Origin of the sequence: Streptomyces sp. NPDC058662 (genome assembly GCF_042716255.1) — a bacterium.
Taxonomy (GTDB): Bacteria; Actinomycetota; Actinomycetes; order Streptomycetales; family Streptomycetaceae; genus Streptomyces.
On sequence record NZ_JBHXRU010000015.1, the window covers coordinates 34,204 to 59,684 of the forward strand.

The 25,481-nt window shown below is 72.6% G+C and carries 28 protein-coding genes; 15 read left to right on the top strand and 13 right to left on the bottom strand.

Features of this window, described 5'->3' with window-relative positions:
- The first annotated feature begins 10 nt into the window (after positions 1-10).
- Positions 11-1,261 (top strand): ATP-grasp domain-containing protein, encoded by a 1,251-nt coding sequence (locus ACFWUQ_RS08525; RefSeq protein ID WP_384534688.1) that lies wholly within the window; start codon positions 11-13, stop codon positions 1,259-1,261.
- Here ACFWUQ_RS08525 and ACFWUQ_RS08530 read toward each other — a convergent pair.
- The gene (locus ACFWUQ_RS08530; protein WP_384534829.1) at positions 1,237-1,608 is read right to left on the bottom strand and encodes a cupin domain-containing protein; all 372 of its coding nucleotides are present in this window, start codon (positions 1,606-1,608) and stop codon (positions 1,237-1,239) included. The genes ACFWUQ_RS08525 and ACFWUQ_RS08530 overlap by 25 nt on opposite strands.
- 81 nt (positions 1,609-1,689) lie before the next feature.
- Positions 1,690-2,412 (bottom strand): alpha/beta hydrolase, encoded by a 723-nt coding sequence (locus ACFWUQ_RS08535; RefSeq protein WP_384534691.1) that lies wholly within the window; start codon positions 2,410-2,412, stop codon positions 1,690-1,692.
- 114 nt (positions 2,413-2,526) lie between these two features.
- Between ACFWUQ_RS08535 and ACFWUQ_RS08540 the strand changes: the two genes are divergently transcribed.
- The 3 genes from ACFWUQ_RS08540 (at position 2,527) to ACFWUQ_RS08550 (ending at position 4,966) form a co-directional block, all read left to right on the top strand.
- Entirely contained in the window at positions 2,527-3,675 is a 1,149-nt protein-coding gene (locus ACFWUQ_RS08540) for an adenosine deaminase (protein ID WP_384534694.1), read from the top strand.
- A gap of 139 nt (positions 3,676-3,814) precedes the next feature.
- Positions 3,815-4,066, top strand: coding sequence for a hypothetical protein (locus tag ACFWUQ_RS08545; protein ID WP_384534696.1), 252 nt, complete (start codon positions 3,815-3,817; stop codon positions 4,064-4,066).
- A 132-nt stretch (positions 4,067-4,198) separates the two neighbouring features.
- Positions 4,199-4,966: a hypothetical protein gene (locus ACFWUQ_RS08550; protein WP_384534699.1), complete on the top strand. Its 768-nt coding sequence runs from the start codon at positions 4,199-4,201 to the stop codon at positions 4,964-4,966.
- Between the two features lies 1 nt (position 4,967).
- Here ACFWUQ_RS08550 and ACFWUQ_RS08555 read toward each other — a convergent pair whose 3' ends face one another.
- The 3 genes from ACFWUQ_RS08555 to ACFWUQ_RS08565 form a co-directional block, all read right to left on the bottom strand.
- Complete coding sequence (locus ACFWUQ_RS08555; RefSeq protein ID WP_384534702.1) at positions 4,968-5,168, bottom strand: PspC domain-containing protein; 201 nt, start codon at positions 5,166-5,168, stop codon at positions 4,968-4,970.
- 38 nt (positions 5,169-5,206) lie between these two features.
- Positions 5,207-5,779 carry a VanZ family protein gene (locus tag ACFWUQ_RS08560; protein ID WP_384534704.1) on the bottom strand — a complete coding sequence of 191 codons (573 nt, stop codon included), beginning with the start codon at positions 5,777-5,779 and terminating at the stop codon, positions 5,207-5,209.
- A gap of 78 nt (positions 5,780-5,857) precedes the next feature.
- Entirely contained in the window at positions 5,858-6,499 is a 642-nt protein-coding gene (locus ACFWUQ_RS08565) for a PH domain-containing protein (protein ID WP_384534707.1), read from the bottom strand.
- Between the two features lie 115 nt (positions 6,500-6,614).
- Here ACFWUQ_RS08565 and deoC point away from each other — a divergent pair, with 115 nt between their 5' ends.
- From deoC to ACFWUQ_RS08580, 3 genes are read left to right on the top strand one after another with little or no spacing between them, the layout of a single operon-like run.
- A complete protein-coding gene (gene deoC, locus ACFWUQ_RS08570; RefSeq protein WP_384534831.1) occupies positions 6,615-7,577 on the top strand; it encodes a deoxyribose-phosphate aldolase in 963 nt (320 codons plus the stop codon).
- Between the two features lie 7 nt (positions 7,578-7,584).
- A complete protein-coding gene (locus tag ACFWUQ_RS08575) occupies positions 7,585-9,036 on the top strand; it encodes an aldehyde dehydrogenase family protein (RefSeq protein WP_384534710.1) in 1,452 nt (483 codons plus the stop codon).
- On the top strand, positions 9,029-9,934 hold the full coding sequence (locus ACFWUQ_RS08580; RefSeq protein WP_384534713.1) for an aldehyde dehydrogenase family protein: 906 nt from the start codon (positions 9,029-9,031) through the stop codon (positions 9,932-9,934). The genes ACFWUQ_RS08575 and ACFWUQ_RS08580 overlap by 8 nt, the downstream gene beginning before the upstream one ends.
- A gap of 60 nt (positions 9,935-9,994) precedes the next feature.
- On the opposite strand, the gene ACFWUQ_RS08585 is transcribed toward ACFWUQ_RS08580, so the two are convergent.
- On the bottom strand, positions 9,995-10,345 hold the full coding sequence (locus ACFWUQ_RS08585) for a hypothetical protein (protein ID WP_384534715.1): 351 nt from the start codon (positions 10,343-10,345) through the stop codon (positions 9,995-9,997).
- Positions 10,346-10,396: 51 nt separating this feature from the next.
- Between ACFWUQ_RS08585 and ACFWUQ_RS08590 the strand changes: the two genes are divergently transcribed.
- A complete protein-coding gene (locus tag ACFWUQ_RS08590; protein ID WP_384534717.1) occupies positions 10,397-11,107 on the top strand; it encodes a uridine kinase in 711 nt (236 codons plus the stop codon).
- 379 nt (positions 11,108-11,486) lie between these two features.
- Here ACFWUQ_RS08590 and ACFWUQ_RS08595 read toward each other — a convergent pair whose 3' ends face one another.
- Positions 11,487-12,191 carry a SigE family RNA polymerase sigma factor gene (locus tag ACFWUQ_RS08595; protein ID WP_384534720.1) on the bottom strand — a complete coding sequence of 235 codons (705 nt, stop codon included), beginning with the start codon at positions 12,189-12,191 and terminating at the stop codon, positions 11,487-11,489.
- Between the two features lie 178 nt (positions 12,192-12,369).
- Between ACFWUQ_RS08595 and afsQ1 the strand changes: the two genes are divergently transcribed.
- From afsQ1 to ACFWUQ_RS08610, 3 genes are read left to right on the top strand one after another with little or no spacing between them, the layout of a single operon-like run.
- Entirely contained in the window at positions 12,370-13,047 is a 678-nt protein-coding gene (afsQ1, locus tag ACFWUQ_RS08600; protein ID WP_384534722.1) for a two-component system response regulator AfsQ1, read from the top strand.
- The gene (locus tag ACFWUQ_RS08605; protein WP_384534725.1) at positions 13,044-14,531 is read left to right on the top strand and encodes an ATP-binding protein; all 1,488 of its coding nucleotides are present in this window, start codon (positions 13,044-13,046) and stop codon (positions 14,529-14,531) included. Before afsQ1 ends, ACFWUQ_RS08605 begins: the two co-directional genes overlap by 4 nt.
- Entirely contained in the window at positions 14,524-15,165 is a 642-nt protein-coding gene (locus ACFWUQ_RS08610; protein ID WP_384534833.1) for a hypothetical protein, read from the top strand. Before ACFWUQ_RS08605 ends, ACFWUQ_RS08610 begins: the two co-directional genes overlap by 8 nt.
- Before the next feature lie 126 nt (positions 15,166-15,291).
- Here the strand turns inward: ACFWUQ_RS08610 and ACFWUQ_RS08615 are convergent, their stop codons facing one another.
- From ACFWUQ_RS08615 to ACFWUQ_RS08625, 3 genes are all read right to left on the bottom strand, one after another.
- A complete protein-coding gene (locus tag ACFWUQ_RS08615; protein WP_384534727.1) occupies positions 15,292-16,962 on the bottom strand; it encodes a phospho-sugar mutase in 1,671 nt (556 codons plus the stop codon).
- A gap of 29 nt (positions 16,963-16,991) precedes the next feature.
- Positions 16,992-17,798, bottom strand: a complete 807-nt coding sequence (locus ACFWUQ_RS08620) for a purine-nucleoside phosphorylase (protein ID WP_384534730.1) — start codon at positions 17,796-17,798, stop codon at positions 16,992-16,994.
- A 102-nt stretch (positions 17,799-17,900) separates the two neighbouring features.
- The gene (locus tag ACFWUQ_RS08625; protein ID WP_384534733.1) at positions 17,901-18,338 is read right to left on the bottom strand and encodes a gamma-glutamylcyclotransferase; all 438 of its coding nucleotides are present in this window, start codon (positions 18,336-18,338) and stop codon (positions 17,901-17,903) included.
- 197 nt (positions 18,339-18,535) lie between these two features.
- Between ACFWUQ_RS08625 and ACFWUQ_RS08630 the strand changes: the two genes are divergently transcribed.
- The 3 genes from ACFWUQ_RS08630 to ACFWUQ_RS08640 all read left to right on the top strand — a co-directional run bounded on the left by ACFWUQ_RS08630 (position 18,536) and on the right by ACFWUQ_RS08640 (position 21,973).
- Positions 18,536-19,975, top strand: a complete 1,440-nt coding sequence (locus ACFWUQ_RS08630) for an NAD(P)H-quinone dehydrogenase (protein WP_384534735.1) — start codon at positions 18,536-18,538, stop codon at positions 19,973-19,975.
- Positions 19,976-20,150: 175 nt separating this feature from the next.
- Positions 20,151-21,098 (top strand): DeoR/GlpR family DNA-binding transcription regulator, encoded by a 948-nt coding sequence (locus ACFWUQ_RS08635; protein WP_384534737.1) that lies wholly within the window; start codon positions 20,151-20,153, stop codon positions 21,096-21,098.
- Between the two features lie 473 nt (positions 21,099-21,571).
- The gene (locus ACFWUQ_RS08640) at positions 21,572-21,973 is read left to right on the top strand and encodes a hypothetical protein (RefSeq protein WP_384534740.1); all 402 of its coding nucleotides are present in this window, start codon (positions 21,572-21,574) and stop codon (positions 21,971-21,973) included.
- Between the two features lie 70 nt (positions 21,974-22,043).
- Here the strand turns inward: ACFWUQ_RS08640 and ACFWUQ_RS08645 are convergent, their stop codons facing one another.
- Entirely contained in the window at positions 22,044-23,804 is a 1,761-nt protein-coding gene (locus ACFWUQ_RS08645; RefSeq protein ID WP_384534743.1) for an acetyl/propionyl/methylcrotonyl-CoA carboxylase subunit alpha, read from the bottom strand.
- 375 nt (positions 23,805-24,179) lie between these two features.
- Here ACFWUQ_RS08645 and ACFWUQ_RS08650 point away from each other — a divergent pair, with 375 nt between their 5' ends.
- Positions 24,180-24,644 carry a hypothetical protein gene (locus ACFWUQ_RS08650; RefSeq protein WP_384534745.1) on the top strand — a complete coding sequence of 155 codons (465 nt, stop codon included), beginning with the start codon at positions 24,180-24,182 and terminating at the stop codon, positions 24,642-24,644.
- Here the strand turns inward: ACFWUQ_RS08650 and ACFWUQ_RS08655 are convergent.
- Positions 24,625-25,245: a nucleoside triphosphate pyrophosphatase gene (locus ACFWUQ_RS08655; protein WP_384534748.1), complete on the bottom strand. Its 621-nt coding sequence runs from the start codon at positions 25,243-25,245 to the stop codon at positions 24,625-24,627. The genes ACFWUQ_RS08650 and ACFWUQ_RS08655 overlap by 20 nt on opposite strands.
- 54 nt (positions 25,246-25,299) lie before the next feature.
- Positions 25,300-25,431, bottom strand: coding sequence for a morphogenic membrane protein MmpB (gene mmpB, locus ACFWUQ_RS08660; protein ID WP_384534750.1), 132 nt, complete (start codon positions 25,429-25,431; stop codon positions 25,300-25,302).
- Positions 25,432-25,481: the final 50 nt, after the last annotated feature.

Sequence of the window (25,481 nt, forward strand, 5' to 3'; positions counted from 1 at the left end):
GGAGCGCGGGATGCGGCAGTGGACATCCACCGCGGGGCGGGGGGCCGTGGCCGTCCTGCTGAGCCCGCGCCCCGCCGTGGTGGCGGCGGCCCGCCGTGCGGGCGCGCACACCGTGGTGGTCGCGCCACAGCCGTCCGTGCCATCCGACCGTGAGGGGGCGGAGCGGCGGGTACGGGCGGACTGGCGCGACCATCAGCAGCTCCTGCGGACGGTCGGCCGGCTGGCCGCCGTCCGCCACGGCCGCGCCGCCGTCTTCGGCTTCGACGCCGCCGGCGCCCTGGCCGCCGCCCGCGCCAACGAGGCCCTGGGACTGCCCGGGACCCCCACCGCCGCCGTCACCGCCCTCATGGACAAGGCCGCCCTGCGCGCCCGCTCCAACACCCTGCACCCGCGCCGGCCCGTCTCCTTCGCCCGCTGCGGCCGCGCCGACACGCTCCCCTTCGTCGCCACCCTCATCGGCTACCCGTGCGTGGTCAAGCCCCGCGCGGGCGCCGACGGCGAGGGCGTCCGCCTCGTCCACGGCGAGGCGGCGGCGCGGGCCGCCGCCCGCGGCTACCCCGCCGTCACCGACCTGCTCGTCGAGGAGTACCTCGAAGGCCCCGAACTCGCCGTCGAGACCCTCTCCCGGGCCGGCCGCCACCAGGTCCTCGGCTGGGCCCGCCGGCTGACCGGACCGGGCGGAGGCCTCACCGCCACCGGCCACGACCTGCCCGTGCCCCTCGATCCCGCGACCGCGGAGGCCGTACGGGTCCTCGTACGCGGCGTCCTCGACCTGGCCGGCCACCGCGACGGCCCGTCCCACACCGAGGTCATCCTCACCGCGCACGGCCCCCGCCTGGTCGAGGCCCACGCCCGCCCCGGCGGCGAGGAGATCACCCGGCTGCTGCGGCTCGCCCACGGCACGGATGTGCTGGGCCTCGCCCTCGCCGCCGGGCTGGGCCTGCCCGAGCCGCCCCCCAGCCCGCGCGCCACCCACGCGGGGCTGCGCTACGTCGACTTCCCGCCCGGGCTGAGCCCCGACGCGGTCCGCCCGGGGCTCTCCGCCGCGCGAGCCGTACCGGGAGTGGTCCGGGTCCAGCTGGAGATCCCGCCCGACGCCACGGTCCGGCGCCCGCCGGCGGGCGCGCGCCACCACGCGTACGTACTCGCCACCGCGCCGACGCCCGGCTCCCTGACCCGCGTCCTGGACCGGGCCGCCGCCCTGCTCGGGCAGCGTGTGCCGCAGCCGCGGCCGCGTCAGCCGGAGACCGGCTTCGCGTAGTCGCCGTAGCCGGTCCAGTCCAGGACGACGCAGGGCTCGTCACTGAGCACCCAGGCGTCGTGCCCGGGCGCCACCTGGATGAAGTCGCCGGGCCCGACGTCCAGGGACTCCCCGTCGTCCATGGCGATCCGCATCCGGCCGCTCACCACGTACCCGGTGTGGCCGGAGAGGCAGCTGTCCGTCCCGGCCAGCGGCTTGACGTGCTGCGACCACTTCCAGCCCGGTTCGAAGACGGCGCGGCCCACTTGGCCGCCGTCCGTCTCCACCAGGTCGAGCCTGCCCATGCCGTCCGTGAACGGCCGGGTCTCGTCCGCCGCGTCGAAGTTCCTGGACACCAGGCCGGCCATGGTCATCGCCTCCAGCGAAGAAGCACCCGAGTCCCTCATCTCACTGTACGCCGAGGCGCCGTGACGGCCCGGGGAAGTCCCTCACCTGCGCAGCGACCGCCCGAAGCCGGACGCCAGCGGCATCCGCAGGCCCAGCGGCGGCGGGGCGGCGAGGGCGTCCGCCACCGGGCGCGAGTACCGCCCCGAGCACACCGCCCCCAGGACGAAATCCACCGCGAGCGCCACCACTTCCGCCTGGTGCTCCGCCAGGGAGTGCCCGTCGGAATGGACCTCGAAGCGGCACGTGGAGCGATTCGCCTTCTTCGCCCGGGCCGCCAGCAGGAACGAGTCCTCCGGGTCGCTGCGGGCGTCGTTGGTGCCGTGCACGATCAGCACCTGCCGCCCCGCCAGCTGCTTCACCGGTTCGGGGGACCCGGCGCCGTCCGCCCTCCCGAGGCAAGGGGCCAGCGCCAGGACCGAGTTGACGGCCTCGTGCCCCGCCGCCCGCAGCGCGGCCAGCCCGCCCGCGTCGTAGCCCGCCAGGCAGACCGGCACGTCGCCGTAGCGGCGCACGGCCTCGTCCGCGGCCCACCGCGCCTGCTCCTCCCGCACGGCCCCGGCGCCGTGCGGCAGGGTGTGCGCGACCAGCCCCTCCGCCCCGCCGGCCCGACCCAGTGCCCGCGCGAGCGCACGCACCGGACCGGGGGTGAATCTCGACGTCCCGGGAAGCAGGAGCACCACACCACTGACCGTAGATCCCGAACCGCTCGCGCCGACGGCCCGCCCCAGGCGGGCACCGCGCGCCGGGGGCGCATGCTGTGCCATGGCGGAACAGTCTCAGACGCGAAGGTGTACGCCATCCGTCCGCGCGGTCACTGTTACATATCGAGTGCCCCCGTCAGCGCGGCGCTCTACGCGCGTAGGAGTTAGAGTGCGCAGATGACGAGCGAGACCCCCAACCTGCCGACCCCGGATCAGATCCGCCGCTCCCCCAAGGTGCTCCTGCACGATCACCTCGACGGTGGACTGCGCCCCGGGACCATCATCGAGCTGGCCCGCGAGGCCGGCTACGAGAACCTCCCCGAGACCGACGCCGACAAGCTCGGCGTCTGGTTCCGCGAAGCCGCCGACTCCGGTTCCCTCCCGCGGTACCTGGAGACCTTCGCGCACACCTGCGCGGTCATGCAGACGAAGGCGGCCCTGTTCCGGGTCGCCGCCGAGTGCGCCGAGGACCTGGCCGAGGACGGCGTCGTGTACGCCGAGATCCGCTACGCCCCCGAGCAGCACCTGGAAGCCGGCCTGAGCCTCGAAGAGGTCGTCGAGGCGGTGAACGACGGCTTCCGCGAGGGCGAGCGCCGCGCCCGGGCCAACGGCCACCGCATCCGCGTCGGCGCCCTGCTCACCGCGATGCGTCACGCCGCGCGCGCCCTGGAGATCGCGGAGCTGGCCAACCGCTACCGCGACAACGGCGTCGTCGGCTTCGACATCGCCGGCGCCGAGGCGGGCTTCCCCCCCACCCGCCACCTCGACGCCTTCGAGTACCTCAAGCGCGAGAACAACCACTTCACCATCCACGCGGGCGAGGCCTTCGGCCTGCCGTCGATCTGGCAGGCCCTGCAGTGGTGCGGCGCGGACCGCCTCGGCCACGGTGTGAAGATCATCGACGACATCGAGGTCGCCGCCGACGGCTCCGTGACGCTGGGGCGCCTGGCCTCGTACGTCCGGGACAAGCGCATCCCCCTGGAGATGTGCCCCACCTCGAACCTGCAGACGGGCGCGGCCGTCTCCTACGCCGAGCACCCCATCGGCCTGCTGCGGAAGCTGCACTTCAGGCTGACGGTCAACACCGACAACCGGCTGATGAGCGGCACCAGCATGAGCCGCGAGTTCGAGCACCTGGTCGACACCTTCGGCTACTCGCTGGACGACATGCAGTGGTTCACCGTCAATGCGATGAAGTCCGCGTTCATTCCTTTCGATGAACGACTGGCGATGATCAACGAGGTCATCAAGCCCGGTTACGCGGAGCTGAAGTCCGAGTGGCTGTTCCGGCAGACTGCTTCGACCAGCGGTTCTGTCTCGGCCTAGGCCAGAGCTTGACGTACTGAAAGCGCCCGGGAGGAGCAATTCCCGGGCGCTTTCTCATATTTAAGGATGTTTGCGGGTGGCGGTTTGAAGTGACTAGTTTGCGGAGCCGCTCAATTCCCCGTCGCAAGGACGATTCCTCATGAAGCAGTCAGCTGCCAAGACCCTCGGTGTCGCAGTGATCGGCGCCGCCCTCGCCGCGGGCGCTGCCGGTACCGCCTCCGCCTCGGCACTCCCGGCCGCCAGCCTGACGGACGCCCTCGGTTCCGTCACCAGCGCCACCAGCTCCCTCACGAACCAGACGGAGACCGCCCAGGAGGGTGCGTCCGACCCCGCCGCCCCGGTCACCGGCCTGCTCGGCGGCCTGCCTCCGCTCCCGGCGCTCGGCGGCTGACACCGCCTCGACGCGTACACGCGTTCGGTGGGCGCACGCCTCTTCCAGGAGGTGTGCGCCCCGCCGCCGCGTGTGCCACGATCACCACCAACTGCCCGCCGACGCACGGGGTATGAGGTCTCGGTCATGCGCATGAAGGCACGAGCGACGCTGGTCGCACTGGTCCCCGCCCTGCTCCTCGCGGCGGTGGGATGCAGCAGTACGGACAGCCCGGACTCCGCCCCGCCCGGCAGGGGGCCGGACCCCAAGGGCTCCGCCGGCCGGACCGCGGACGCACCCGGATCCCCGGCGGCACCCGCCCCCGGCGCACCGGCCGCGTCGAAGAGCGGCGGCAGCAGGCTGGAGCGCTCCGCCCTGGAGCAGGGCGACCTCGCCGACTACCAGGTCTCGGCCCAGGGCAAGAACCCGAACGCCCCGAACGGCCAGCCGCAGGCCGACAAGAAGGCCTGCCAGCCGCTGGCCGACATCATGGGCGACAAGCCGGACCCGGCCGCCCGGCAGACGGTCAACCGCGGCGTCGGCTCGCAGAAGCAGATCGGCCTCGCCGTCTCCGCCTCGGTCAGCTCCTACGCCGAGAGCGACGCCAAGGCGCTGATCGCCCGGCTCAAGGCGGCCGTGGCCGCGTGCGCCACGGGCTTCTCCGCCACCGTCGAGAAGCAGACCGCCGGCTACCGCGAGGTGCGGGCCGCGCAGTACCGCACCTCCGGTGACGAGAGCGTGAGCTGGACCCTGACCGCCGCCGGCCAGGGCGTCTCGGCCCAGGTCCACCTCGTCGTCGCACGCGAGGGCGACACCGTCGTACGGCTGATGGCCCTCGACGTGGCCTCCGCCGAGCGGCAGGTCCAGGTGCCGCAGGAAGTGGCCGACAAGCAGCTGGAGAAGGTCGAGCGGGCGCGCTGACCTACCAGGCCGTGGAGGCCGGCTTCTCGTTCGGCAGCAGCAGCCACAGCGCCAGGTAGATCAGGAACTGCGGGCCGGGCAGCACGCACGAGACGACGAATATGGTCCGCCACGCCGCGGCGGACATTCCGAAACGCCGCGACAGTCCGGCGCAGACGCCGCCGATCCATCGACCGTCACGGGGGCGGACAAGGGCGCTCATGGGATTCTCCTTCTTCGGGATCGCTTTTCCGCGATGCCTCAATAATCCCGTTGAACCGCCGACAGCACCTCGGTCCAGGGGCCGAGTCCGACCCTGGAAATCCTCGGGGTAGTCCCCTGATAAGCGGCCTGTGAGCGCCGCAGCCGCGCGCGCAGCGCCGGTACGACGGCCACGTGCGCGAGCAGGACCCCGGCGGTGCTCAGCAGGACCGAGTCCACATCGACCACTCGGCCCGGGACGGACGTCTGGAGCATCTCGATGCTGAGCGAGACCAGCGCGCCCGCGGCGGCGGTCCGGGCCAGCGAGGACCAGGCCGACAACGGTGACGGCGCGAGCCGCCCGCTCACCAGCGGCAGCAGCACCCCGAGCGGGGCCAGCAGCGCCAGCCCCTCCCCGATCCGCCGGGCGGCCTCAAGCGGCCCCAGGGCGAGGTCGGCCTGGATGCCCTCCAGCGGGACCAGATTGGCGGAGGCCGCCCAGGGCACGTCCAGCGGCATCAGCGTGAGCCAGCCGACGACCAGGAGATGAGCGGCCAGCAGGGCTCCGGCCAGGAGCCGGAGACGGAGCTGGATGGCGGTGTCGGCACTGCGGCCGGCCTCAAGACGCTGCACACCTGCGAGGACGCCCACCCGGTAGCCCCGGTTCCGCCTGCTCGCGGGTGTGGCCGGGAGCACGTCCGGCACGACCGGTCAGCCCGCGGCGAGGAGCACGACGAGCAGCACCGTGCCGACGACCGCGGGGACGATGACCTCGTACGCCCAGCGCACCCGGACACCGCCCTGGGCGCCCGCCCGCGAGGCGCCGCGCTCGGCCAGCTCCCGCAGCTCGTCCACGACCCGGTCGGCGGCGGCCCGCGGCGGGCCGGCCGGCTCACCGGGCTTCGCCCCGGGGGCGGTGAGGCCCTTGCCGCTGAGCCCGCCGCGGCGGCTGAGCCCCTGGCGGGTCGCCTTCTTGCGCTCCCGCAGGGAGACGGGGACCGACCAGAGCTGGTACGTCGACCCCTCGGCCAGGACCTCGGCCGAGTATCCGGCGCGCACCGCGTCCACCGCCGCCCAGGGCAGCTCGACGATCCGGAACGGGTTGCGCACGCGCATCCGGTCCGCGTTGGCGAACACCGCCGGGCGGATCGTGAACGCGACGGTGAGCGGTACGGCGCCCAGTGCGACGGCGAGGGCGATCCACGGGGTGGTGCCCGAGCCGCGGACCACGGCGTCACCGCAGAGCCACGCGATCAGAGCGAGCAGCAGGACTCCGGTGACGACGGCCGTGGACGAACGGTAGACCCGGTCGTGGTGGACCGGCTCGTCGGCTGCTGGCTGCTGGCTGCTCATGCGGTCGATTCTGCCCCACGGGTCCTCGGCCCACGAGATCGGTGTCGATTCCGCAGCGGAATCGGGGGAGGGGGTGACAGGTCGCTACGCGCGTAGATATGCTCATGTGGTGACCATGCCCACCACCCTCACCGCATTCGCTGACGTGACGACGTCCGACAGTGCGCTGCGCCGCTTCCTGCACGGGCTGCCCGGCGTCGACGCTGTCGGCCTGGAGGCCCGCGCGGCCTCCCTCGGCACCCGTTCGATCAAGACGACGGCCAAGGCGTACGCCATCGACCTGGCCATCTCGATGATCGACCTGACGACGCTGGAAGGCGCGGACACCCCGGGCAAGGTCCGGGCGCTCTCCGCCAAGGCCGTCCACCCCGATCCGACCGACCGCACGACCCCGACGACGGCCGCCGTCTGCGTCTACCCCGACATGGTGGCCACCGCGAAGGCGGCCCTGAACGGAGCCGACGTCAAGGTCGCCTCCGTCGCCACCGCCTTCCCGGCCGGCCGCGCGGCCCTGCCCGTCAAGCTCGCGGACACGGCCGACGCCGTCGCCGCCGGCGCCGACGAGATCGACATGGTCATCGACCGTGGCGCCTTCCTCGCCGGCCGTTACCTGGACACGTACGAGCTGATCAAGGCCGTCAAGGAGGCCTGCGTCCGCCCCGACGGCACTGCCGCCCGCCTCAAGGTCATCTTCGAGACCGGCGAGCTGTCGACGTACGACAACATCCGCCGCGCCTCCTGGATCGGCATGCTCGCGGGCGCCGACTTCATCAAGACGTCGACCGGCAAGGTGGGGGTCAACGCCACCCCGGCCAACACGCTGCTCATGCTCGAAGCCGTACGCGACTTCCGCGCCCAGACCGGGATCCAGATCGGCGTCAAGCCGGCCGGCGGCATCCGGACCACCAAGGACGCGATCAAGTTCCTGGTCCTGGTCAACGAGACCGCGGGCGAGGACTGGCTGAGCAACCACTGGTTCCGCTTCGGCGCGTCCAGCCTGCTCAACGACCTGCTGATGCAGCGCCAGAAGCTGAGTACCGGCCGCTACTCCGGTCCCGACTACGTGACGGTGGACTGAGACCCCCATGAACATGGACAACACGACTTCCCTCTTCGCGTACGCGCCGGCCCCCGAGTCCCGCTCGGTCGTCGACATCGCCCCCTCCTACGGCCTCTTCATCGACGGCGAGTTCACCGACGCCGCCGACGGCAAGGTCTTCAAGACCGTCTCGCCGAGCAGCGAGGAGGTCCTGTCCGAGGTGGCCCGGGCCGGCGCCGCCGATGTGGACCGCGCCGTGCGGGCCGCCCGCAAGGCCTTCGAGAAGTGGTCCGCGCTGCCCGGCTCCGAGCGCGCCAAGTACCTCTTCCGCATCGCCCGGATCATCCAGGAGCGCAGCCGCGAGCTGGCCGTCCTGGAGACCCTGGACAACGGCAAGCCGATCAAGGAGACCCGCGACGCGGACCTCCCGCTGGTCGCCGCGCACTTCTTCTACTACGCGGGCTGGGCCGACAAGCTCGACCACGCGGGCTACGGCCCGAACCCGCGCCCCCTCGGTGTGGCCGGCCAGGTCATCCCGTGGAACTTCCCGCTCCTGATGCTCGCGTGGAAGATCGCCCCGGCGCTCGCCACGGGCAACACGGTCGTCCTGAAGCCCGCCGAGACCACGCCGCTCTCGGCGCTGTTCTTCGCGGACATCTGCCGCCAGGCCGGCCTGCCCAGGGGAGTCGTCAACATCCTCCCGGGCTACGGTGACGCGGGCGCGGCCCTCGTCGAGCACCCGGACGTCGACAAGGTCGCCTTCACCGGCTCGACCGCCGTGGGCAAGAAGATCGCCCGCCACGTCGCCGGCACCGACAAGAAGGTCACCCTGGAGCTGGGCGGCAAGGGCGCGAACATCGTCTTCGACGACGCGCCCCTCGACCAGGCCGTCGAGGGCATCGTCAACGGCATCTTCTTCAACCAGGGCCAGGTCTGCTGCGCGGGCTCGCGCCTGCTGGTCCAGGAGTCGATCCACGACGAGCTGCTGGACTCCCTCAAGCGCCGCCTCTCCACGCTGCGCCTGGGCGACCCGCTCGACAAGAACACGGACATCGGCGCGATCAACTCCGCCGAGCAACTGGCCCGGATCACCGCGCTCGCGGAGACCGGCGAGGCCGAGGGCGCCGAGCGCTGGTCCCCGGCCTGCGAGCTGCCGTCCGCCGGCTACTGGTTCGCCCCGACGCTCTTCACGAACGTCACCCAGGCGCACACCGTCGCCCGCGACGAGATCTTCGGCCCGGTGCTGTCCGTGCTGACCTTCCGCACGCCCGACGAGGCCGTGGCGAAGGCCAACAACAGCCAGTACGGACTCTCCGCCGGCATCTGGACGGAGAAGGGCTCGCGGATCCTCGCGGTCGCCGGCCGCCTCCGCGCGGGTGTGGTGTGGGCCAACACGTTCAACAAGTTCGACCCGACCTCGCCCTTCGGCGGCTACAAGGAGTCGGGCTTCGGCCGCGAGGGCGGCCGCCACGGCCTGGAGGGCTACCTCGATGTCTGATCTGTCGGCGGCGCCGGGGCGCCTGAACGTCTTCAAGACCTACAAGCTGTACGTCGGGGGCAAGTTCCCCCGCTCCGAGAGCGGCCGGGTGTACGAGGTGAGCGACTCCAAGGGCAACTGGCTGGCCAACGCCCCCCTGTCCTCCCGCAAGGACGCGCGTGACGCGGTCGTCGCGGCCCGCAAGGCCTTCGGCGGCTGGTCGGGCGCGACCGCCTACAACCGCGGGCAGGTCCTCTACCGCGTCGCCGAGATGCTGGAGGGCCGTCGGGACCAGTTCGTCCGCGAGGTCGCCGAGGCCGAGGGGCTGTCGAAGTCCAAGGCCGGCGCGGTCGTCGACGCGGCGGTCGACCGGTGGGTCTGGTACGCGGGCTGGACCGACAAGATCGGCCAGATCACGGGCGGGGCCAACCCGGTCGCGGGCCCGTTCCTCAACATCTCCACCCCGGAACCGACCGGTGTGGTCACGGTCGTCGCCCCGCAGGCCTCGTCCTTCCTGGGCCTGGTCTCGGTGGTCGCCCCGGTGATCGCGACGGGCAACACGGCCGTCGTCATCGCCAGCGAGAGGTCCCCGCTCCCCGCCCTCTCCCTGGGCGAGGTGCTGGCCACCTCCGACCTGCCCGGCGGCGTGGTCAACATCCTGTCCGGCAAGGCCGCCGAGATGGGCCCGCACCTGGCGTCCCACCAGGACGTCAACGCCATCGACCTGGCCGGCGCCGACGCGGCGCTCGCCAAGGAGCTGGAGATCGCCGCGGCCGACAACCTCAAGCGCGTCCTGCGTCCACAGCCTGTGGACGACTGGAGCGCCGACCCAGGCACGTCGCGTATGACGGCGTTCCTGGAGACCAAGACCGTCTGGCACCCGACGGGGTCGCTGGGCTCGGGCGGATCGTCCTACTAGGACACCCCCGCGAGACCGGCCCCGGCAGCGTCCCCCGCGCTGCCGGGGCCTTTCGCGTGCCTACGCGCGGGGGAGCGCCGGCCCCAGCAGGGAGGAGACGGCGGCGGTGGGCAGTTCGCCGACCGACGGCCCCTGCGTCAGGACGCCGGTGACCATGCCCGTGCCGACGGACGGGAAGTCCGCGATCTTGGTGGCGACCCCGTTGTCCAGCGGGTCCACCCCCGTGTGCGCGAGCGGGTTCACCTTGAGGTTCGCGATCGGGTCGGCCACCCCGGACAGGGCCGCCGGTACGGAGAGCTCGCCGGCCTGGGCACCGCCCGCGGCCATCGCCAGGGCCGCGCCGGCCATGGAGACGGTCAGGCCTGCGGTGCGGAGCCGGTTCGGCCCGGAGGGGGCTGCGTGACGTGCCATGGGGTTCCCGCCTGTGGTCGTAGTCGCGTGCGCACGCAGCGTAGTTGAGGTGTGTTCCTCGACACCAACCGGGCACCGGGAGGATCCCCTACCCGGGGGAATGGTTCAGACTGGTGTCCCGTGAGCTCCTCCTCTCCCGCGCCGACCCGTGTCGTCCTTCTGACCGGTCCGTCGGGCTCCGGAAAATCGTCGCTGGCCGCCCGGTCCGGGCTGCCCGTGCTGCGCCTCGACGACTTCTACAAGGAGGGCGACGACCCCACTCTCCCGCTGGTCGCCGGCAGCGCCGACATCGACTGGGACTCGCCGGCGTCCTGGGACGCGGACGCGGCGGTCGCCGCGATAGCCGAGCTGTGCGCGGGCGGGCGGACACGGGTGCCGGTGTACGACCTCGCCACGTCCTCGCGGACCGGCACCGAGGCCCTGGACATCGCGCGGTCGCCGCGGACCGCGCTGTTCATCGCGGAGGGCATCTTCGCCGCCGACATCGCGGCGCGGTGCCAGGAGCTGGGGCTGCTGGCCGACGCGATCTGCCTGCGGGGCCGGCCCTCGACCACGTTCCGCCGCCGACTGGCCCGCGACCTGCGCGAGGGCCGCAAGTCCGTGCCGTTCCTGCTGCGCAGGGGCTGGCGGCTGATGCGGGCCGAACGGGGCATCGTCTCCCGGCACGTCGCGCTGGGCGCGCACGCCTGCGCCCGCGACGAGGCCCTGGGCCGCCTGGCCGCCGCCGCGGCCGGCCGCCACCGCGCCCCCGCCACCACGTAGGCGTTCCCTGCGGGCGGTGCGGGCCCGCGGTCACCGGGGCCCGCGATCACCGGGGCCCGCGGACGCGAAAAGGCGGGATCACGCGGACCCCCGGCCGCGGGTTCCCGGCTCGTACCCCCCTCGTGGCCCGCGCCCCACCCCCCGTAGACGGAGCCCCCCGCCCCATGGTACGTGGGCCCCCCCCCCCCGGGGGGGGGGGGGGGGGGGCCCGGGGCCCCCGGGGCCCCCCCACCCGGGGGGCCGGCCCACCAAACTGGGGGGCACCCCGCCCCCCCCCGGCCGGCCCCCCCCGCCTCTTCCCCCCCTCGTGGCCGCCGCCCCACCCCCGTAGGACGGACCCCCCGGCCCGATGGTCCGTGCGCCGCGCGGCGATACCGCCTTACGCGACGAGCTCCTCGAAGGACTCCGCCTCGTCGTGGCCGAAGCTCAGCGCCTGGTCCTCCCGCATGCGCCGGAGCGAACGCCAGATGCTCGACTTCACCGTGCCGACGCTGATGCCGAGGATGTCCGCGATCTCCGGGTCCGTGCGGCCCTCGTAGTAGCGCAGCACCAGCATCGTGCGCTGCGGCTCCGGGATGCGGGACAGCGCCTGCCACAGCACCGCGCGCAGCTCCGTACCGCGCATCGCGTCCGTGTCCGAGGCCGTCTCCGGCAGTTCCTCGGTCGGGTACTCGTTCAGCTTCCGCCGCCGCCACGCGCTGATGTGCAGGTTCGTCATGGTGCGCCGCAGGTAGCCGCCGACGGCCGCCTTGTCGCTGATCCGGTCCCAGGCCCGGTACGTGGAGAACAGCGCGCTCTGCAGCAGGTCCTCGGCCTCGTGGCGGTCGCCGGTGAGGTGGAAGGCCGTCGCGTACAGGGACGCCCGGCGCTCCTGGACGTACGCCGTGAACTCGGCCTCCGCGGCACTGGAGGGGGCGGGGCGCTGCGCCGGTACGGCGGTGGCGCGGTAGGTGTTCGCGTCGATGGCCACCACGTGTGCCGGCCGGGGGCGGGCGACCGCCGACGTGCGGACACCCGCCCGGCGGTTCACATCGTGCAGCCGCGTGACGACCGCGCTGGTCGTGGTGCTGTGCAGCGTGTTCATCTCGCGCCCCCCGTCGTGGAGTCTGCTCTGGGTCCGTACCTCGTTCGTTGGTAGAAGCCTGCCCGGCCGACATAACCGGGGTGTCCGTCGACTGTCACAGGCCTGTCACAGCGCCCGGCGCGGGATCCCCCGCGTCGGACGGTCGAACTCCCGTGGCCCGATGGGACAGAATGAGCGCGTGCCTTTCCTGTTGCTGATCGAGGACGACGACGCCATCCGCACGGCCCTCGAACTCTCCCTGTCACGCCAGGGCCACCGAGTGGCCACCGCGGCGACGGGCGAGGACGGCCTGAAGCTGCTGCGCGAGCAGCGGCCCGACCTGATCGTGCTCGACGTCATGCTGCCCGGCATCGACGGCTTCGAGGTGTGCCGGCGGATCCGCCGCACCGACCAGCTGCCGATCATCCTGCTCACCGCGCGCAACGACGACATCGATGTCGTCGTCGGACTGGAGTCGGGCGCCGACGACTACGTGGTCAAGCCCGTCCAGGGCCGGGTCCTCGACGCGCGGATCCGGGCCGTACTGCGCCGCGGTGAGCGCGAGTCCAGCGATTCCGCGAGCTTCGGCTCCCTCGTCATCGACCGGTCCGCCATGACCGTGACGAAGAACGGCGAGGACCTCCAGCTCACCCCGACCGAGCTGCGGCTGCTGCTCGAACTCAGCCGCCGTCCCGGGCAGGCCCTCTCCCGCCAGCAGCTCCTGCGGCTGGTGTGGGAGCACGACTACCTGGGCGACTCGCGGCTCGTCGACGCCTGCGTGCAGCGGCTGCGGGCCAAGGTCGAGGACATCCCGTCCTCGCCCACCCTGATCCGTACCGTCCGCGGCGTCGGGTACCGCCTGGACTCCCCGCAGTGATCCGGGCGCTGCTCGCGGGCCGGCGCTGGACCAGCCTGCGGCTGCGGCTCCTCGTGGTGTTCGCGCTCGTCGCGCTCACGGCGGCGGTCTCCGCCTCCGGGATCGCGTACTGGCTCAACCGGGAAGCGGTCCTGACCCGGGTGCAGGAGGCCGCCCTCGGCGACTTCCGGCAGGAGATGCGGGACCGGGCCGCGGCGCTGCCCGCCGACCCGACGCCGGAGGAGCTGCAGCGCACCGCCGAGCTGATGGCGGGCAGCAGCCCCGGCTACAGCGTGCTGCTGGTGCACCAGGACAAGAACGACCGTCAGGTGTTCGGCTCGGCCGGGCCCGACTCCTTCGGGCTGCGCGACGTACCCGAAGCGCTCCAGGAGGCGGTGAACGACCGGCAGAAGACGACCGCGGCCAACGACTCCGAGTACCACATGTACTGGCAGCGGACGAAGCCGGACGGCAACCCGTACCTGGTCGGGGGCACGCGGATCGTGGGCGGCGGACCGACCGGCTACATGTACAAGTCGCTGGCGCAGGAACGGGACGACCTCAACGCGCTCGCCTGGTCGCTGACGATCGCGACGGGTCTCGCGCTCCTCGGCTCCGCCCTGCTCGCGCAGGCGGCGGCCCGGACCGTGCTCAAGCCCGTGCAGCGGCTGGGCGAGGCGGCCCGGCGGCTCGGCGAGGGCGAACTGGACCACCGGTTGGACGTGTCGGGGACGGACGAACTCGCCGATCTGTCGCACACCTTCAACAAGACGGCGGAGGCGCTGGAGAAGAAGGTCGCCGACATGAGCGCGCGGGAGGAGTCGAGCCGGCGGTTCGTCGCGGACATGTCCCACGAGCTGCGCACTCCGCTGACGGCGCTGACGGCGGTGGCCGAGGTGCTGGAGGAGGAGGTCGACGACCTCGATCCGATGATCGCACCGGCGGTCGCGCTCGTCGTGAGCGAGACGCGGCGCCTCAACGACCTGGTGGAGAACCTGATGGAGGTCACCCGCTTCGACGCGGGAACGGCCCGCCTGGTCCTGGACGACGTGGACGTCGCCGACCAGGTCACGGCCTGCATCGACGCGCGGGCCTGGCTCGACGCCGTGGAACTCGACGCGGAGCGGGGCATCGTGGCGCGGCTCGACCCGCGCCGCCTGGACGTCATCCTGGCCAATCTGATCGGGAACGCCCTCAAGCACGGCGGCTCGCCGGTGCGGGTCTCGGTGGTCGTCGAGGGCGAGTGGCTGGTGATCGCGGTCCAGGACAACGGCCCGGGCATCCCCGAGGCGGTACTGCCGCACGTCTTCGACCGGTTCTACAAGGCCAGCGCGTCGCGGCCGAAGTCGGACGGCAGCGGCCTGGGCCTGTCGATCGCGGTGGAGAACGCGCACATCCACGGCGGGGACATCACGGCCGCCAACGCGGCGGAGGGCGGTGCGCTGTTCACGCTGCGGCTGCCGGTGGACGTGGGGAAGGTGATCGCGGGTGGTGAGGATGCGTAGGGTCCTGCCGGCCGTGCTGGCGCTGCCGGTGCTGCTCGTCCTGCCGGGCTGCGGGATCCGGGCGACGACCGTGCCGGTCGACGTGGGCGCGGCGCCCTCGCGGGTCTCGTGCGACACGCCGGTGCAGCCGGGCGGGGTGCAGGGCTTCCGGGCGACGGTGGAACTGGTCTGCGGATCGGAGCTGGTCGGCGTGGAGCGCGTGATCCCGGTACCGGAGAAGAAGCCGGTACGCGATCCCATGACGCTGGTGGTGCAGGCGCTGCTGGAGGCGCTGGAGCGGACGCCGTCCGCGGAGGAGCGGGACGCCGGCTTCACGACCGGGGTCCCGGCGGGGCTGACGGCCGGTCCGCCGAGGGAGGGCGATCCGGCCGGCACGGTGCGGCTGAGCCGCAAGCCGGAGGACCTGCCGCCGGTGGCGCTGTCGCAGCTGGTGTGCACGCTGGCGGGCAGCGAGGCGGTGTCGGCGGGACCGGGACCGGTGATCCTCGGCGGGCCGGACACCGATCCGCCGAGGGCGTGGGAGTGCACGGAGGCGGTCCGTACCCGCCCGGAGTCGGTACCGACGCTCGGCGAGATCGTCCGCCCCACCGCGGTGCCGAGCGAGGGCGCGAGCCCGAGCCCGAAGCGGCCCTGACCCGGGCGCGGAAGGGTTGGACGCGGCGCGGCGCGCAAGGGCGCGGATGGGCGCTGCGCAGATGCGCGTGGCGCGGACGCCGACGGGCCCCGGACCGGTGGTCCGGGGCCCGTCGCGCCGGGTCGACTACGGGGTCCGCAGCCCCATCGCCGCCGCGAGGTCCAGCTTGAGCGCGTCCAGGACCTCCTGGCCGCGGACGCGGGCGTCCGCGAGGTCGGAGGCCCCGGCCACCGGGACCACGACCTCCAGGTAGCACTTCAGCTTCGGCTCCGTGCCCGACGGGCGGGTGATCACCCGGGCCTGGTACGCGCCGTCCAGGTAGTAGCGCAGGCCGTCCGTGGGCGGGAGGGTCCCCGTGCCCTCGGCCAGGTCCTCGGCCGAGGCCACCCGCAGGCCGGCCAGCGTGACCGGCGGGCGCGCACGCAGGGCGGCCATCGCGTCGGCGATGACCGACAGGTCCGAGACCCGGACCGACAGCTGGTCGGTGGCGTGCAGGCCGTGGGTCAGCGCCAGGTCGTCCAGCAGGTCGGTCAGGGTGCGGCCCTGCTCCTTGAGCACCGAGGCCAGCTCGGCGACCAGCAGGGCCGCGGTGACCCCGTCCTTGTCGCGCACGCCCTCGGGGTCGACGCAGTAGCCGAGCGCCTCCTCGTACCCGTACCGCAGGCCCTCGACGCGGGCGATCCACTTGAAGCCCGTCAGGGTCTCTTCGTAGCCCACGCCCGCCGCCTCGGCGATCCGGCCCAGCAGCGAGGACGAGACGATCGACTCGGCGAAGACACAGTCCTTCGCGTCGCCCGAGACCCCGTTGCTGACCAGGTGGGCCGCGAGCAGCGCGCCGACCTCGTCGCCGCGCAGCATCCGCCAGCCGTCCGCGGTGGGCACGGCCACGGCGCAGCGGTCCGCGTCGGGGTCGTTGGCGATCACGATGTCGGGCCGGACCTCGGCGGCCTTCGCGAAGGCCAGGTCCATCGCGCCCGGCTCCTCCGGGTTGGGGAAGGCGACCGTCGGGAAGGCCGGGTCCGGCTCGGCCTGCTCGGCGACCAGGACCGGTGCCGGGAAGCCGTGCCGGGCGAAGGCCGCCATGACGACGTCCTTGCCGACACCGTGCATCGCCGTGTAGACGGTCCGCACCGACCGCGGGGACCCGGGGGTCAGGACCGCGTCCGTACGGGCCAGGTAGGCCTCAAGGACCTCGTCGCCGAGCTCCTCCCAGCCCGAGTCGGGGCGCGGTACGGAGTCCAGCGTGGTGACACGCCCGATCTCCGCCGCGATCCCGGAGTCCGCCGGGGAGACGATCTGCGAGCCGTCGCCGAGGTAGACCTTGTAGCCGTTGTCCCGGGGAGGGTTGTGGCTCGCGGTCACCTCGACGCCGGCGACGGCGCCCAGGTGCCTTATGGCGTACGCGAGGACGGGCGTCGGCAGCGGGCGGGGCAGGACGGCCGCGCGCAGTCCGGCGCCGGTCATCACCGCGGCGGTGTCGCGGGCGAAGTCGGCCGACTTGTAGCGCGCGTCGTAGCCCACGACGACCAGGCCGCCGGCGTGCCCCTGGGCCACCAGGTAGGCCGCGAGGCCGGCCGCGGCCCGGATGACCACGGAGCGGTTCATCCGCATCGGGCCCGCTCCGAGCTCGCCGCGCAGTCCGGCGGTGCCGAACTGGAGGGTGCCGGAGAAGCGGTCCGCCAGCTCCGCCGTGTCGCCCGCCCGGATCAGCGCGGCGAGTTCCTCCGCGGTCTCCGGGTCCGGGTCCTCCGCCAGCCAGGCCTGGGCCCGGGTGATCAGGTCGTCCTGTTCCTGCACTACTTCCGCCTTACCTCTCGTACGGTCACTCAGATGCGGGCGAGGACCTGGGTCAGCAGCGTGCCCATGCGCGCGGCCGAGTCGCGGCCGGCCTGGAGCACCTCTTCGTGGTTCAGGGGCTCGCCGGAGATGCCCGCGGCCAGGTTGGTGACCAGGGAGATGCCGAGCACCTCGGCGCCGGCCTCGCGGGCGGCGATGGCCTCCAGCACGGTGGACATGCCGACCAGGTCGGCGCCCATGACGCGGATCATGTTGATCTCGGCCGGGGTCTCGTAGTGCGGGCCGGGGAACTGCACGTAGACGCCCTCTTCGAGGGTCTCGTCGATGTCCTTGCACATCGCGCGCAGGCGCGGCGAGTACAGGTCGGTGAGGTCCACGAAGTTCGCGCCGACGATCGGCGAGGTGGCGGTGAGGTTCAGGTGGTCGCTGATCAGCACCGGCTGGCCGGGCTTCATGCCCTCGCGGAGACCGCCGCAGCCGTTGGTGAGGACGATGGTCTTGCAGCCCGCGGCGACGGCGGTGCGGACACCGTGGGCGACGGCGGCGACGCCGCGGCCCTCGTAGTAGTGGGTCCGGCCGAGGAAGAGCAGCGCGCGCTTGTCGCCGATCTTGTACGAGCGGATCTTGCCGCCGTGGCCCTCGACGGCGGGCGGCGGGAACCCGGGCAGCTCGGTGACCGGGAACTCGGCCTCGGGGGCGCCGAGCGCCTCGGCGGCGGGGGCCCAGCCGGAGCCCATGACGAGGGCGACATCGTGGGTTTCCGCGCCGGTCAGCTCGCGCAGGCGGGCGGCTGCGGCGTCGGCGGCGGCGAAGGGGTCGGTAACAGATGCGTTCACGCGGACGAGCGTAGCCGCTCAATCCCTACGCGCGTAGATGGCACAGCTCACGGTGTTCGGATCGTTGCCTTGTCGTTTCCGACCAAATGTCCTCGGCGGGCCTCAGCAGGGGCGCTTGCGGAGCTCCATCACGTAGTCGTGCGGAGCGCCGGCCGACTCGGCCGCGTCGGCGAGCTCGCCCAGGTAGCGGGCGGAGGGCAGGCCGCCCTCGTAGCCGTTCAGTACGTACACCCAGGCGGCCTCCTCGCCCTCCAGGGTGTGCACGCGGACCCGCATGCGGCGGTAGATGTCGAGCCCCACGCCCTCCCAGCGGTCCATCGAGTCCTCGTCCAGCGGGGCGATGTCGTACAGCGCGACGAAGACCTGGTGGCGCGGGGCCTCCACGATCGTGGCGAGCGCGCCCTCCCAGCCCATCTGCTCGCCGCCGAAGGTGAGCCGCCAGTCGTTGATCCAGCCCGTGCCGCGCAGCGGCGAATGGGGAGCGCGGCGCGTCATCAGCCGCGGGTCGAGGTTGCCGGCGTACGCGGCGTAGAGCGACATGAGGTCGAGGGTACGGGAGGGGTGGCCGTGGCCGCGTGCCCGGCGGGCGTAACCCGGACGGAGTCCTGCGGAGGGACCGGGCGCGAAGCACCTTGATGCGTGCGGGACAATGGAGCACGGAATGCATCCCCCGGGGAGACCCCCCGGAACACCGGCCGGGGCGGCAGCCGACCGGGAAGACGTGAGGCGGACTTTTCGTGACCCGGATCGTGATCATCGGCGGCGGACCCGGCGGGTATGAGGCGGCCCTGGTGGGGGCCCAGCTCGGCGCGGAGGTGACCGTCGTGGACTGCGACGGTCTGGGCGGGGCCTCGGTCCTGACCGACTGCGTACCTTCCAAGACCCTCATCGCGACCGCCGAGGTGATGACGACCTTCGACTCCTCGTACGAGGAGCTCGGCATCGTCGTCGCGGACGACACCCCGCACATCGAGCAGGCCGCGCGTGTCGTGGGCGTGGACCTCGGCAAGGTGAACCGGCGTGTCAAGCGCCTCGCGCTCGCCCAGTCGCACGACATCACGGCCTCCGTCACCCGGGCCGGCGCCCGGGTGGTGCGCGGCCGCGGCAAGCTCGGCGGCCCGCAGGGCATCGACGGCACCCGTGACGTCATCGTCACGACGGCAGACGGCACCGAGACGATCCTGACGGCCGACGCCGTGCTGATCGCGACCGGCGGCCACCCCCGGGAGATCCCGGACGCCATGCCCGACGGCGAGCGCATCCTGAACTGGACCCAGGTCTACGACCTGGAGGAGCTCCCCGAGGAGCTGATCGTGGTCGGCTCCGGTGTGACCGGCGCCGAGTTCGCCGGCGCGTACCAGGCCCTCGGATCGCGGGTGACGCTGGTGTCCTCGCGGGACCGCGTGCTGCCGGGCGAGGACCCGGACGCCGCCGCCGTACTGGAGGACGTGTTCCGCCGGCGCGGCATGAACGTCGTCGGCCGCTCGCGCGCCGAGTCCGCCAAGCGCGTCGGCGACCGGGTCGAGGTGACGCTGTCCGACGGACGGGTGCTCTCCGGCACGCACTGCCTGATGGCGGTCGGTGCCGTGCCCAACACGAAGGGCATGAACCTGGAGGAGTCCGGGGTCCGGCTCAAGGAGTCCGGCCACATCTGGACCGACAAGGTCTCGCGCACCTCCTCGCCCGGCGTGTACGCCGCCGGCGACGTGACGGGCGTCTTCGCGCTGGCGTCCGTGGCGGCCATGCAGGGCCGCATCGCGATGTACCACTTCCTCGGCGACGCGGTGGCCCCGCTGAACCTGAAGACCGTCTCCTCCAACGTCTTCACCGACCCCGAGATCGCCACCGTCGGCTACACCCAGGCCGACGTGGACTCCGGCAAGATCGACGCCCGCGTGGTGAAGCTGCCGCTGCTGCGCAACCCGCGCGCCAAGATGCAGGGCATCCGGGACGGCTTCGTGAAGATGTTCTGCCGCCCGGGCACGGGCATCGTGGTCGGCGGCGTGGTGGTCGCGCCGCGCGCGAGCGAGCTCATCCACCCGATCTCGATCGCGGTCGACAACAACCTGACGGTCGAGCAGATCGCAAACGCGTTCACCGTGTACCCCTCCCTGTCGGGTTCGATCGCCGAGGTGGCCCGCCAGCTGCACACGCGCAAGGCCGGCGGCGAGGCCTGAGCGCCGCCAACCACCGCCCACCGCAAGGGGTTTGGGGCGGGGCGACGGTGCGCGGCGCGGAGTCCACGCAAGACTTCGACCGCGTATACCACTAGTCGTCCCGCCGTACGGACAACTTCGGTATTCCGGTGCAAGGAGCTGAAAGCAGACGGTCGTTGGGGTTACTGTCAGTTTCGTGTTCGCTGCAGAACGTCGCCAATTGATCCTCGAAATGGTGCGGGCCAACGGAGCGGTATCGCTCCGGGAGCTCGCCCGCGTCGTCCAGACCTCCGAAGTGACCGTACGGCGGGACGTGCGGGCACTGGAGGCAGAAGGACTCCTCGACCGCCGACACGGCGGTGCGGTCTTGCCGGGCGGTTTCACGCGGGAGTCCGGCTTTCCGCAAAAGTCCCATCTCGCGACGGCGGAGAAGACCGCCATCGCCGATGTCGCGGCCGGCCTCGTGGAAGAGGGCGAGGCCGTCGTCGTCGGCGCGGGCACCACGACCCAGGAGCTGGCCCGCCGGCTCGCCCGGGTGCCCGGACTGACCGTCGTCACCAACTCGCTGCTCGTCGCCCAGGCCCTGGCGCACGCCAACCGGGTGGAAGTGGTGATGACCGGCGGCACCCTGCGCGGGTCCAACTACGCCCTGGTGGGCAGCGGCGCCGAGCAGTCCCTCCAGGGGCTGCGGGTGTCCCGGGCCTTCCTGTCGGGCAGTGGTCTGACCGCCGAGCGCGGGCTGTCCACGTCCAACATGCTGTCCGCGAGCGTGGACCGGGCCCTGGTGCAGGCGGCCGCGGAGGTGGTGGTGCTGGCCGACCACACCAAGCTGGGCACCGACACGATGTTCCAGACCGTGCCGACCGACGTCATGACGCGGCTGGTGACGGACGAGCCGCCGCCGCACGACGACCGGGCCGCCACGGAGCTCCAGGCGCTGGCCGACCAGGGCGTGCAGATCACGGTGGCCGGCGGGGCCGCGTCCTCCGGCGGCGACGGCATGGCCGGCCGCCGGCCGCGCCGGGATTCCCCCCTCCCGGTCCAGCGCCGCGGCGGCCCGACGGCCCAGCTCCGCAGTGCCCCGGCGGGCCTGCTGGAACAGCAGGCGGAACGGGCCCGGGTGGCGGACATGCGCCGCCGCTGACACGCCCGCCCGCGCGTGCGGCCGACGCACAGAGAAACGGCGCCCTGCCCCGGACACGGTCCGAGGCGGGGCGCCGTTGTGTTGTTTCAGCTGCTGTGATGCCGTCGCCGGTGGCGTCGGCGGTGCCCAGGACCATGGGGAGGGCGGCGCGGCCCCAGCCGGTGGTGGCGTAGGTGAGGTCGGCGGCGCCCGGGGAGCCGGCCATGGTGGCGAGGGAGAGGACGTCGGCTCCGCCGTTGGGGCCGGGCTTGCCCTTGCGCAGGGCGAGGCCGCGGTTGGCGTTGGAGTTGTCGCGGAAGATCAGGTCGGGGACCTGGTCTCCGGAGACGTCGCGGACGCCGACGATGTCGCGGGCGGCCCAGCCGAAGGGGCTGGACTCCTTCAAGCGCAGCAGTGATGTGCAGCTGACGGAGGTCTGGTTCATCACCACGGGGAACAAGCTCGAAAAGAGAAGGGTGTGAGGTGGATCCACGGTGAGTGACAAGACGTATTACTTGTTCGCCGGGCTGGCCCGTGCGGGAGAGGTTCCCTCGAAGTCGTTCCAGGAGCGGGATGCCGAAGGCCTGTGGCGCCGGCTCACGAGTGACGCGACGGAGCTCTACGGCGAGCCGTACGAAGAGAGTCGGAGCTCTTTCCAGCTCTTCACCCACTTCCAGGCGGACAACTTCTTCGTCCAGCTCATCGTGGACTTCGGAACGAACGACTGGCCCCGCAACATGGTTCCGGCTTCGCTCCGGATCGCCCACGCGGAGGACGCGGAGGCGTTCGCGCACGCGCTGTACGACCACCTCGACGGCCGGGGCTACTACCTGGCGCTGGAGGAGAACGACAGCTGGTTCGTCCGGTGCAACTACACGGACGTATTCGAGTTCTAGCCCGACCTGAAACGAGGACGGCCCGCACTTCCCGGAAGGGGAGTGCGGGCCGTCCTCGTGCGGCTGGAGGTCAGTCCTTGATCTCGCAGATCGTGGCGCCCGAAGTGAGGGAGGCGCCGACCTCGGCCGTGAGGCCGACGATGGTGCCGGAGCGGTGCGCGTTGAGGGGCTGCTCCATCTTCATCGCCTCCAGGACGACGATCAGCTCGCCCTCCTCGACGCGCTGGCCCTCCTCGACCGCGACCTTGACGATCGTGCCCTGCATCGGGGACGCGAGGGTGTCGCCGGAGGCGGCGGGGCCGGACTTCTTGGCCGCGCGGCGCTTGGGCTTCGCGCCGCCCGCGGCCGCCGTGCGGGCCAGGGTCATGCCCAGGGACGACGGCAGCGAGACCTCCAGGCGCTTGCCGCCGACCTCGACGACCACCGTCTCGCGGCCGGGCTCGTCCTCGGTGTCGTCCGCGGCCGGGGCCACGAACGCCGGGATCTCGTTGACGAACTCCGTCTCGATCCAGCGGGTGTGGACCGTGAAGGGCCCTTCCGCGGGGGCGAAGGCCGGGTCCGCGACGACGGCGCGGTGGAAGGGGACTGCGGTGGCCATGCCCTCGATCTCGAACTCGGCCAGGGCGCGGGCGGCCCGCTGGAGGGCCTGCTCGCGGGTGGCGCCGGTGACGATCAGCTTGGCCAGCAGGGAGTCCCAGGCCGGGCCGATGACCGAGCCGGACTCGACGCCGGCGTCGAGGCGGACGCCCGGGCCCGACGGCGGGGCGAACCGGGTGACCGTGCCGGGCGCGGGCAGGAAGCCGCGGCCCGGGTCCTCGCCGTTGATGCGGAACTCGAAGGAGTGGCCGCGCAGGACCGGGTCCCCGTAGCCGAGCTCCTCGCCGTCGGCGATGCGGAACATCTCGCGCACCAGGTCGATGCCCGCGACCTCCTCGGTGACCGGGTGCTCGACCTGCAGGCGGGTGTTGACCTCCAGGAAGGAGATCAGGCCGTCGGCGGAGACGAGGAACTCCACGGTGCCCGCGCCGACGTAGCCGGCCTCCTTGAGGATGGCCTTGGACGCCGCGTACAGCTCGGCGTTCTGGGCCTCCGTCAGGAACGGCGCCGGGGCCTCCTCGACCAGCTTCTGGTGCCGGCGCTGGAGGGAGCAGTCACGGGTGGAGACGACGACCACGTTGCCGTGCGAGTCGGCCAGGCACTGGGTCTCGACGTGCCGCGGCTTGTCGAGGTAGCGCTCGACGAAGCACTCGCCGCGGCCGAAGGCGGCGACGGCCTCGCGGACGGCGGAGTCGTAGAGCTCCGGCACCTCTTCGAGGGTGCGGGCGACCTTGAGGCCGCGGCCGCCGCCGCCGAAGGCCGCCTTGATCGCGATGGGCAGGCCGTGCTCCTTGGCGAACGCGACGACCTCGTCGGCCCCGGAGACCGGGTCCGGCGTACCGGCGACCAGCGGCGCGCCGGCGCGCTGGGCGATGTGGCGGGCGGCCACCTTGTCGCCGAGGTCGCGGATGGCCTGCGGCGGCGGGCCGATCCAGGTCAGGCCGGCGTCGATCACGGCCTGGGCGAAGTCGGCGTTCTCCGAGAGGAAGCCGTATCCGGGATGGATGGCGTCCGCGCCCGAGTCGGCTGCGGCCTGGAGGACCTTGGAGATGTCCAGGTAGCTGGCGGCCGGGGTGTCACCGCCCAACGCGAAAGCTTCGTCGGCCGCGCGGACATGCAGAGCGTCCCGGTCCGGATCGGCGTAGACGGCTACGCTCGCGATCCCGGCGTCCCGGCAGGCCCGAGCAACGCGGACAGCGATTTCGCCACGGTTGGCGATGAGCACCTTGCGCACGATGGCTCCCTCCTTGAAACAAGCTGAGTTTAGGGACAGCCCACACGGCCTTACGACCCTTCCCCAGTGGTGAGCTTGCCCACACAGGCGGTGACGCGAGGCCGGCTCGACTGGAAAACCCTTGTGGCGCCCCAGGTCAGGGGGATCCCCGACTGCACAGTAACCCCGTGACGCGGCCGAGGTCTCTGTCCACCCGGTCAGCGGCCCCGGGTGATTCTTTGTCGGTTCCCTACGAACCGTTCATGGTTTCGGTACGTGATCACTGTGCGGTGGCCCTCCGGTAACGAAGCGGCCCGGACCCCTTGTCCCCACGTTTACCCGTTAGTAGCCTCCAGGCGTCGAACAGGCTTGTGACGGTGTGGGGGTGGGGGCGTCGTGGTGCGCAGACTCGTGGCCGGACTGGCCGCGATCGTGCTCGTCGCGGAAGCGGCGGTGCTCGTGCTCGTGCATGTCGTCCTGGGCAGGACCACGGCGAACCAGTCGATGTCCATCGCCGGCAGCGACCCGGATGTCATGTCCAAGGCAACGTACGGAATGGGTGCGGGCATGGGCGCCTTCCTGCTCCTGTGTGCCGTGGTCATCGCCGTCGCCGCGGTACGCGACCGGGCTCCCGCCCGCCCCGCTCGCATCCTGCTCATCACCGCCGCCGTCACTCACGGGCTGCTCGGCATCCTCGCCGTGGCGCTGGTCGGCTGGGCCGCCTTCACGGTGATGATGCTGATCCTGTGCCTCCTCGTACTGGTCCTGATGCTCTACGCCGGCGAGCGCGAGGCCGCGCCGAAGGCGCGTGACACGCCGCCACCGCCGCCGTTCGGGGAGCTCAGGCCCACAAGTCCGTGATGGACACACCCAGTTCGCCGAGCAGGGAGCGCAGCAGCGGCAGTGACAGCCCGATCACGTTCCCGGGATCCCCGTCGATGCCCTCGATGAACGGCGCCGAGAGGCCGTCCAGGGTGAAGGCCCCGGCCACGTGCAGCGGCTCCCCGCTGGCCACGTACGCGGCGACCTCGGCGTCCGTCGGCTCGCCGAAGCGCACGGTCGTGGAGGCCGTCGCCGAGACCTGACGGCCGCTCACCGTGTCGATCACGCAGTGCCCCGTGCGCAGGACGCCCGAGCGGCCGCGCATCGACTTCCAGCGGGCGGTGGCCTCCTCGGCGTCCGCCGGCTTGCCCAGTGCCTCACCGTCCAGTTCCAGCACCGAGTCGCAGCCGATCACCAACGTGCCCGCGGCCTCGTCGAGCGCCGCCACGACGGCCGCCTTCGCCTCGGCCAGCGCGAGCGCCAGCCGGGCCGGCTCGTCGTGGCTCAGGGTGTCCTCGTCGAAGCCGCTGACGATCACGTGCGGGGCGAGCCCGGCCTGGCGCAGCAGGTTCAGCCGGGCGGGGGAGGCGGAGGCGAGGACGAGCTGGCGCCCGTTCGCGGGCAGCGGAGTGACGGTCATGGGGCCATCGTAGGGGCGGCCGCCGACACCGCGCGGGCCCGGCCCGGGCAGCCCTCAGAAGCCCACGCCGAGGACGTACACCACCACGAGCATGGCGAGCGCGAGCACCACGGTCATCCGGCGGAGCATCGCCTGCGCGTCGCGCATGTCCTCGGGCGGCTCGTTCTCAGGGTCGGACCAGAGCATGCCCCGATCCTGACCCCGGGCGCGGGGGTGGCGCCTGAGTACCCGTACTC

Bases quoted from the DNA above. Each gene is read 5' to 3' on its own strand.
- ACFWUQ_RS08525 (WP_384534688.1), top strand. From the start codon at position 11: ATGCGGCAGTGGACATCCACCGCGGGGCGGGGGGCCGTGGCCGTCCTG.
- ACFWUQ_RS08530 (WP_384534829.1), bottom strand. From the start codon at position 1,608: ATGGCCGGCCTGGTGTCCAGGAACTTCGACGCGGCGGACGAGACCCGG.
- ACFWUQ_RS08535 (WP_384534691.1), bottom strand. From the start codon at position 2,412: ATGGCACAGCATGCGCCCCCGGCGCGCGGTGCCCGCCTGGGGCGGGCC.
- ACFWUQ_RS08540 (WP_384534694.1), top strand. From the start codon at position 2,527: ATGACGAGCGAGACCCCCAACCTGCCGACCCCGGATCAGATCCGCCGC.
- ACFWUQ_RS08545 (WP_384534696.1), top strand. From the start codon at position 3,815: ATGAAGCAGTCAGCTGCCAAGACCCTCGGTGTCGCAGTGATCGGCGCC.
- ACFWUQ_RS08550 (WP_384534699.1), top strand. From the start codon at position 4,199: ATGAAGGCACGAGCGACGCTGGTCGCACTGGTCCCCGCCCTGCTCCTC.
- ACFWUQ_RS08555 (WP_384534702.1), bottom strand. From the start codon at position 5,168: ATGAGCGCCCTTGTCCGCCCCCGTGACGGTCGATGGATCGGCGGCGTC.
- ACFWUQ_RS08565 (WP_384534707.1), bottom strand. From the start codon at position 6,499: ATGAGCAGCCAGCAGCCAGCAGCCGACGAGCCGGTCCACCACGACCGG.
- deoC (WP_384534831.1), top strand. From the start codon at position 6,615: ATGCCCACCACCCTCACCGCATTCGCTGACGTGACGACGTCCGACAGT.
- ACFWUQ_RS08575 (WP_384534710.1), top strand. From the start codon at position 7,585: ATGAACATGGACAACACGACTTCCCTCTTCGCGTACGCGCCGGCCCCC.
- ACFWUQ_RS08580 (WP_384534713.1), top strand. From the start codon at position 9,029: ATGTCTGATCTGTCGGCGGCGCCGGGGCGCCTGAACGTCTTCAAGACC.
- ACFWUQ_RS08585 (WP_384534715.1), bottom strand. From the start codon at position 10,345: ATGGCACGTCACGCAGCCCCCTCCGGGCCGAACCGGCTCCGCACCGCA.
- ACFWUQ_RS08595 (WP_384534720.1), bottom strand. From the start codon at position 12,191: ATGAACACGCTGCACAGCACCACGACCAGCGCGGTCGTCACGCGGCTG.
- ACFWUQ_RS08610 (WP_384534833.1), top strand. From the start codon at position 14,524: ATGCGTAGGGTCCTGCCGGCCGTGCTGGCGCTGCCGGTGCTGCTCGTC.
- ACFWUQ_RS08625 (WP_384534733.1), bottom strand. From the start codon at position 18,338: ATGTCGCTCTACGCCGCGTACGCCGGCAACCTCGACCCGCGGCTGATG.
- ACFWUQ_RS08655 (WP_384534748.1), bottom strand. From the start codon at position 25,245: ATGACCGTCACTCCGCTGCCCGCGAACGGGCGCCAGCTCGTCCTCGCC.
- mmpB (WP_384534750.1), bottom strand. From the start codon at position 25,431: ATGCTCTGGTCCGACCCTGAGAACGAGCCGCCCGAGGACATGCGCGAC.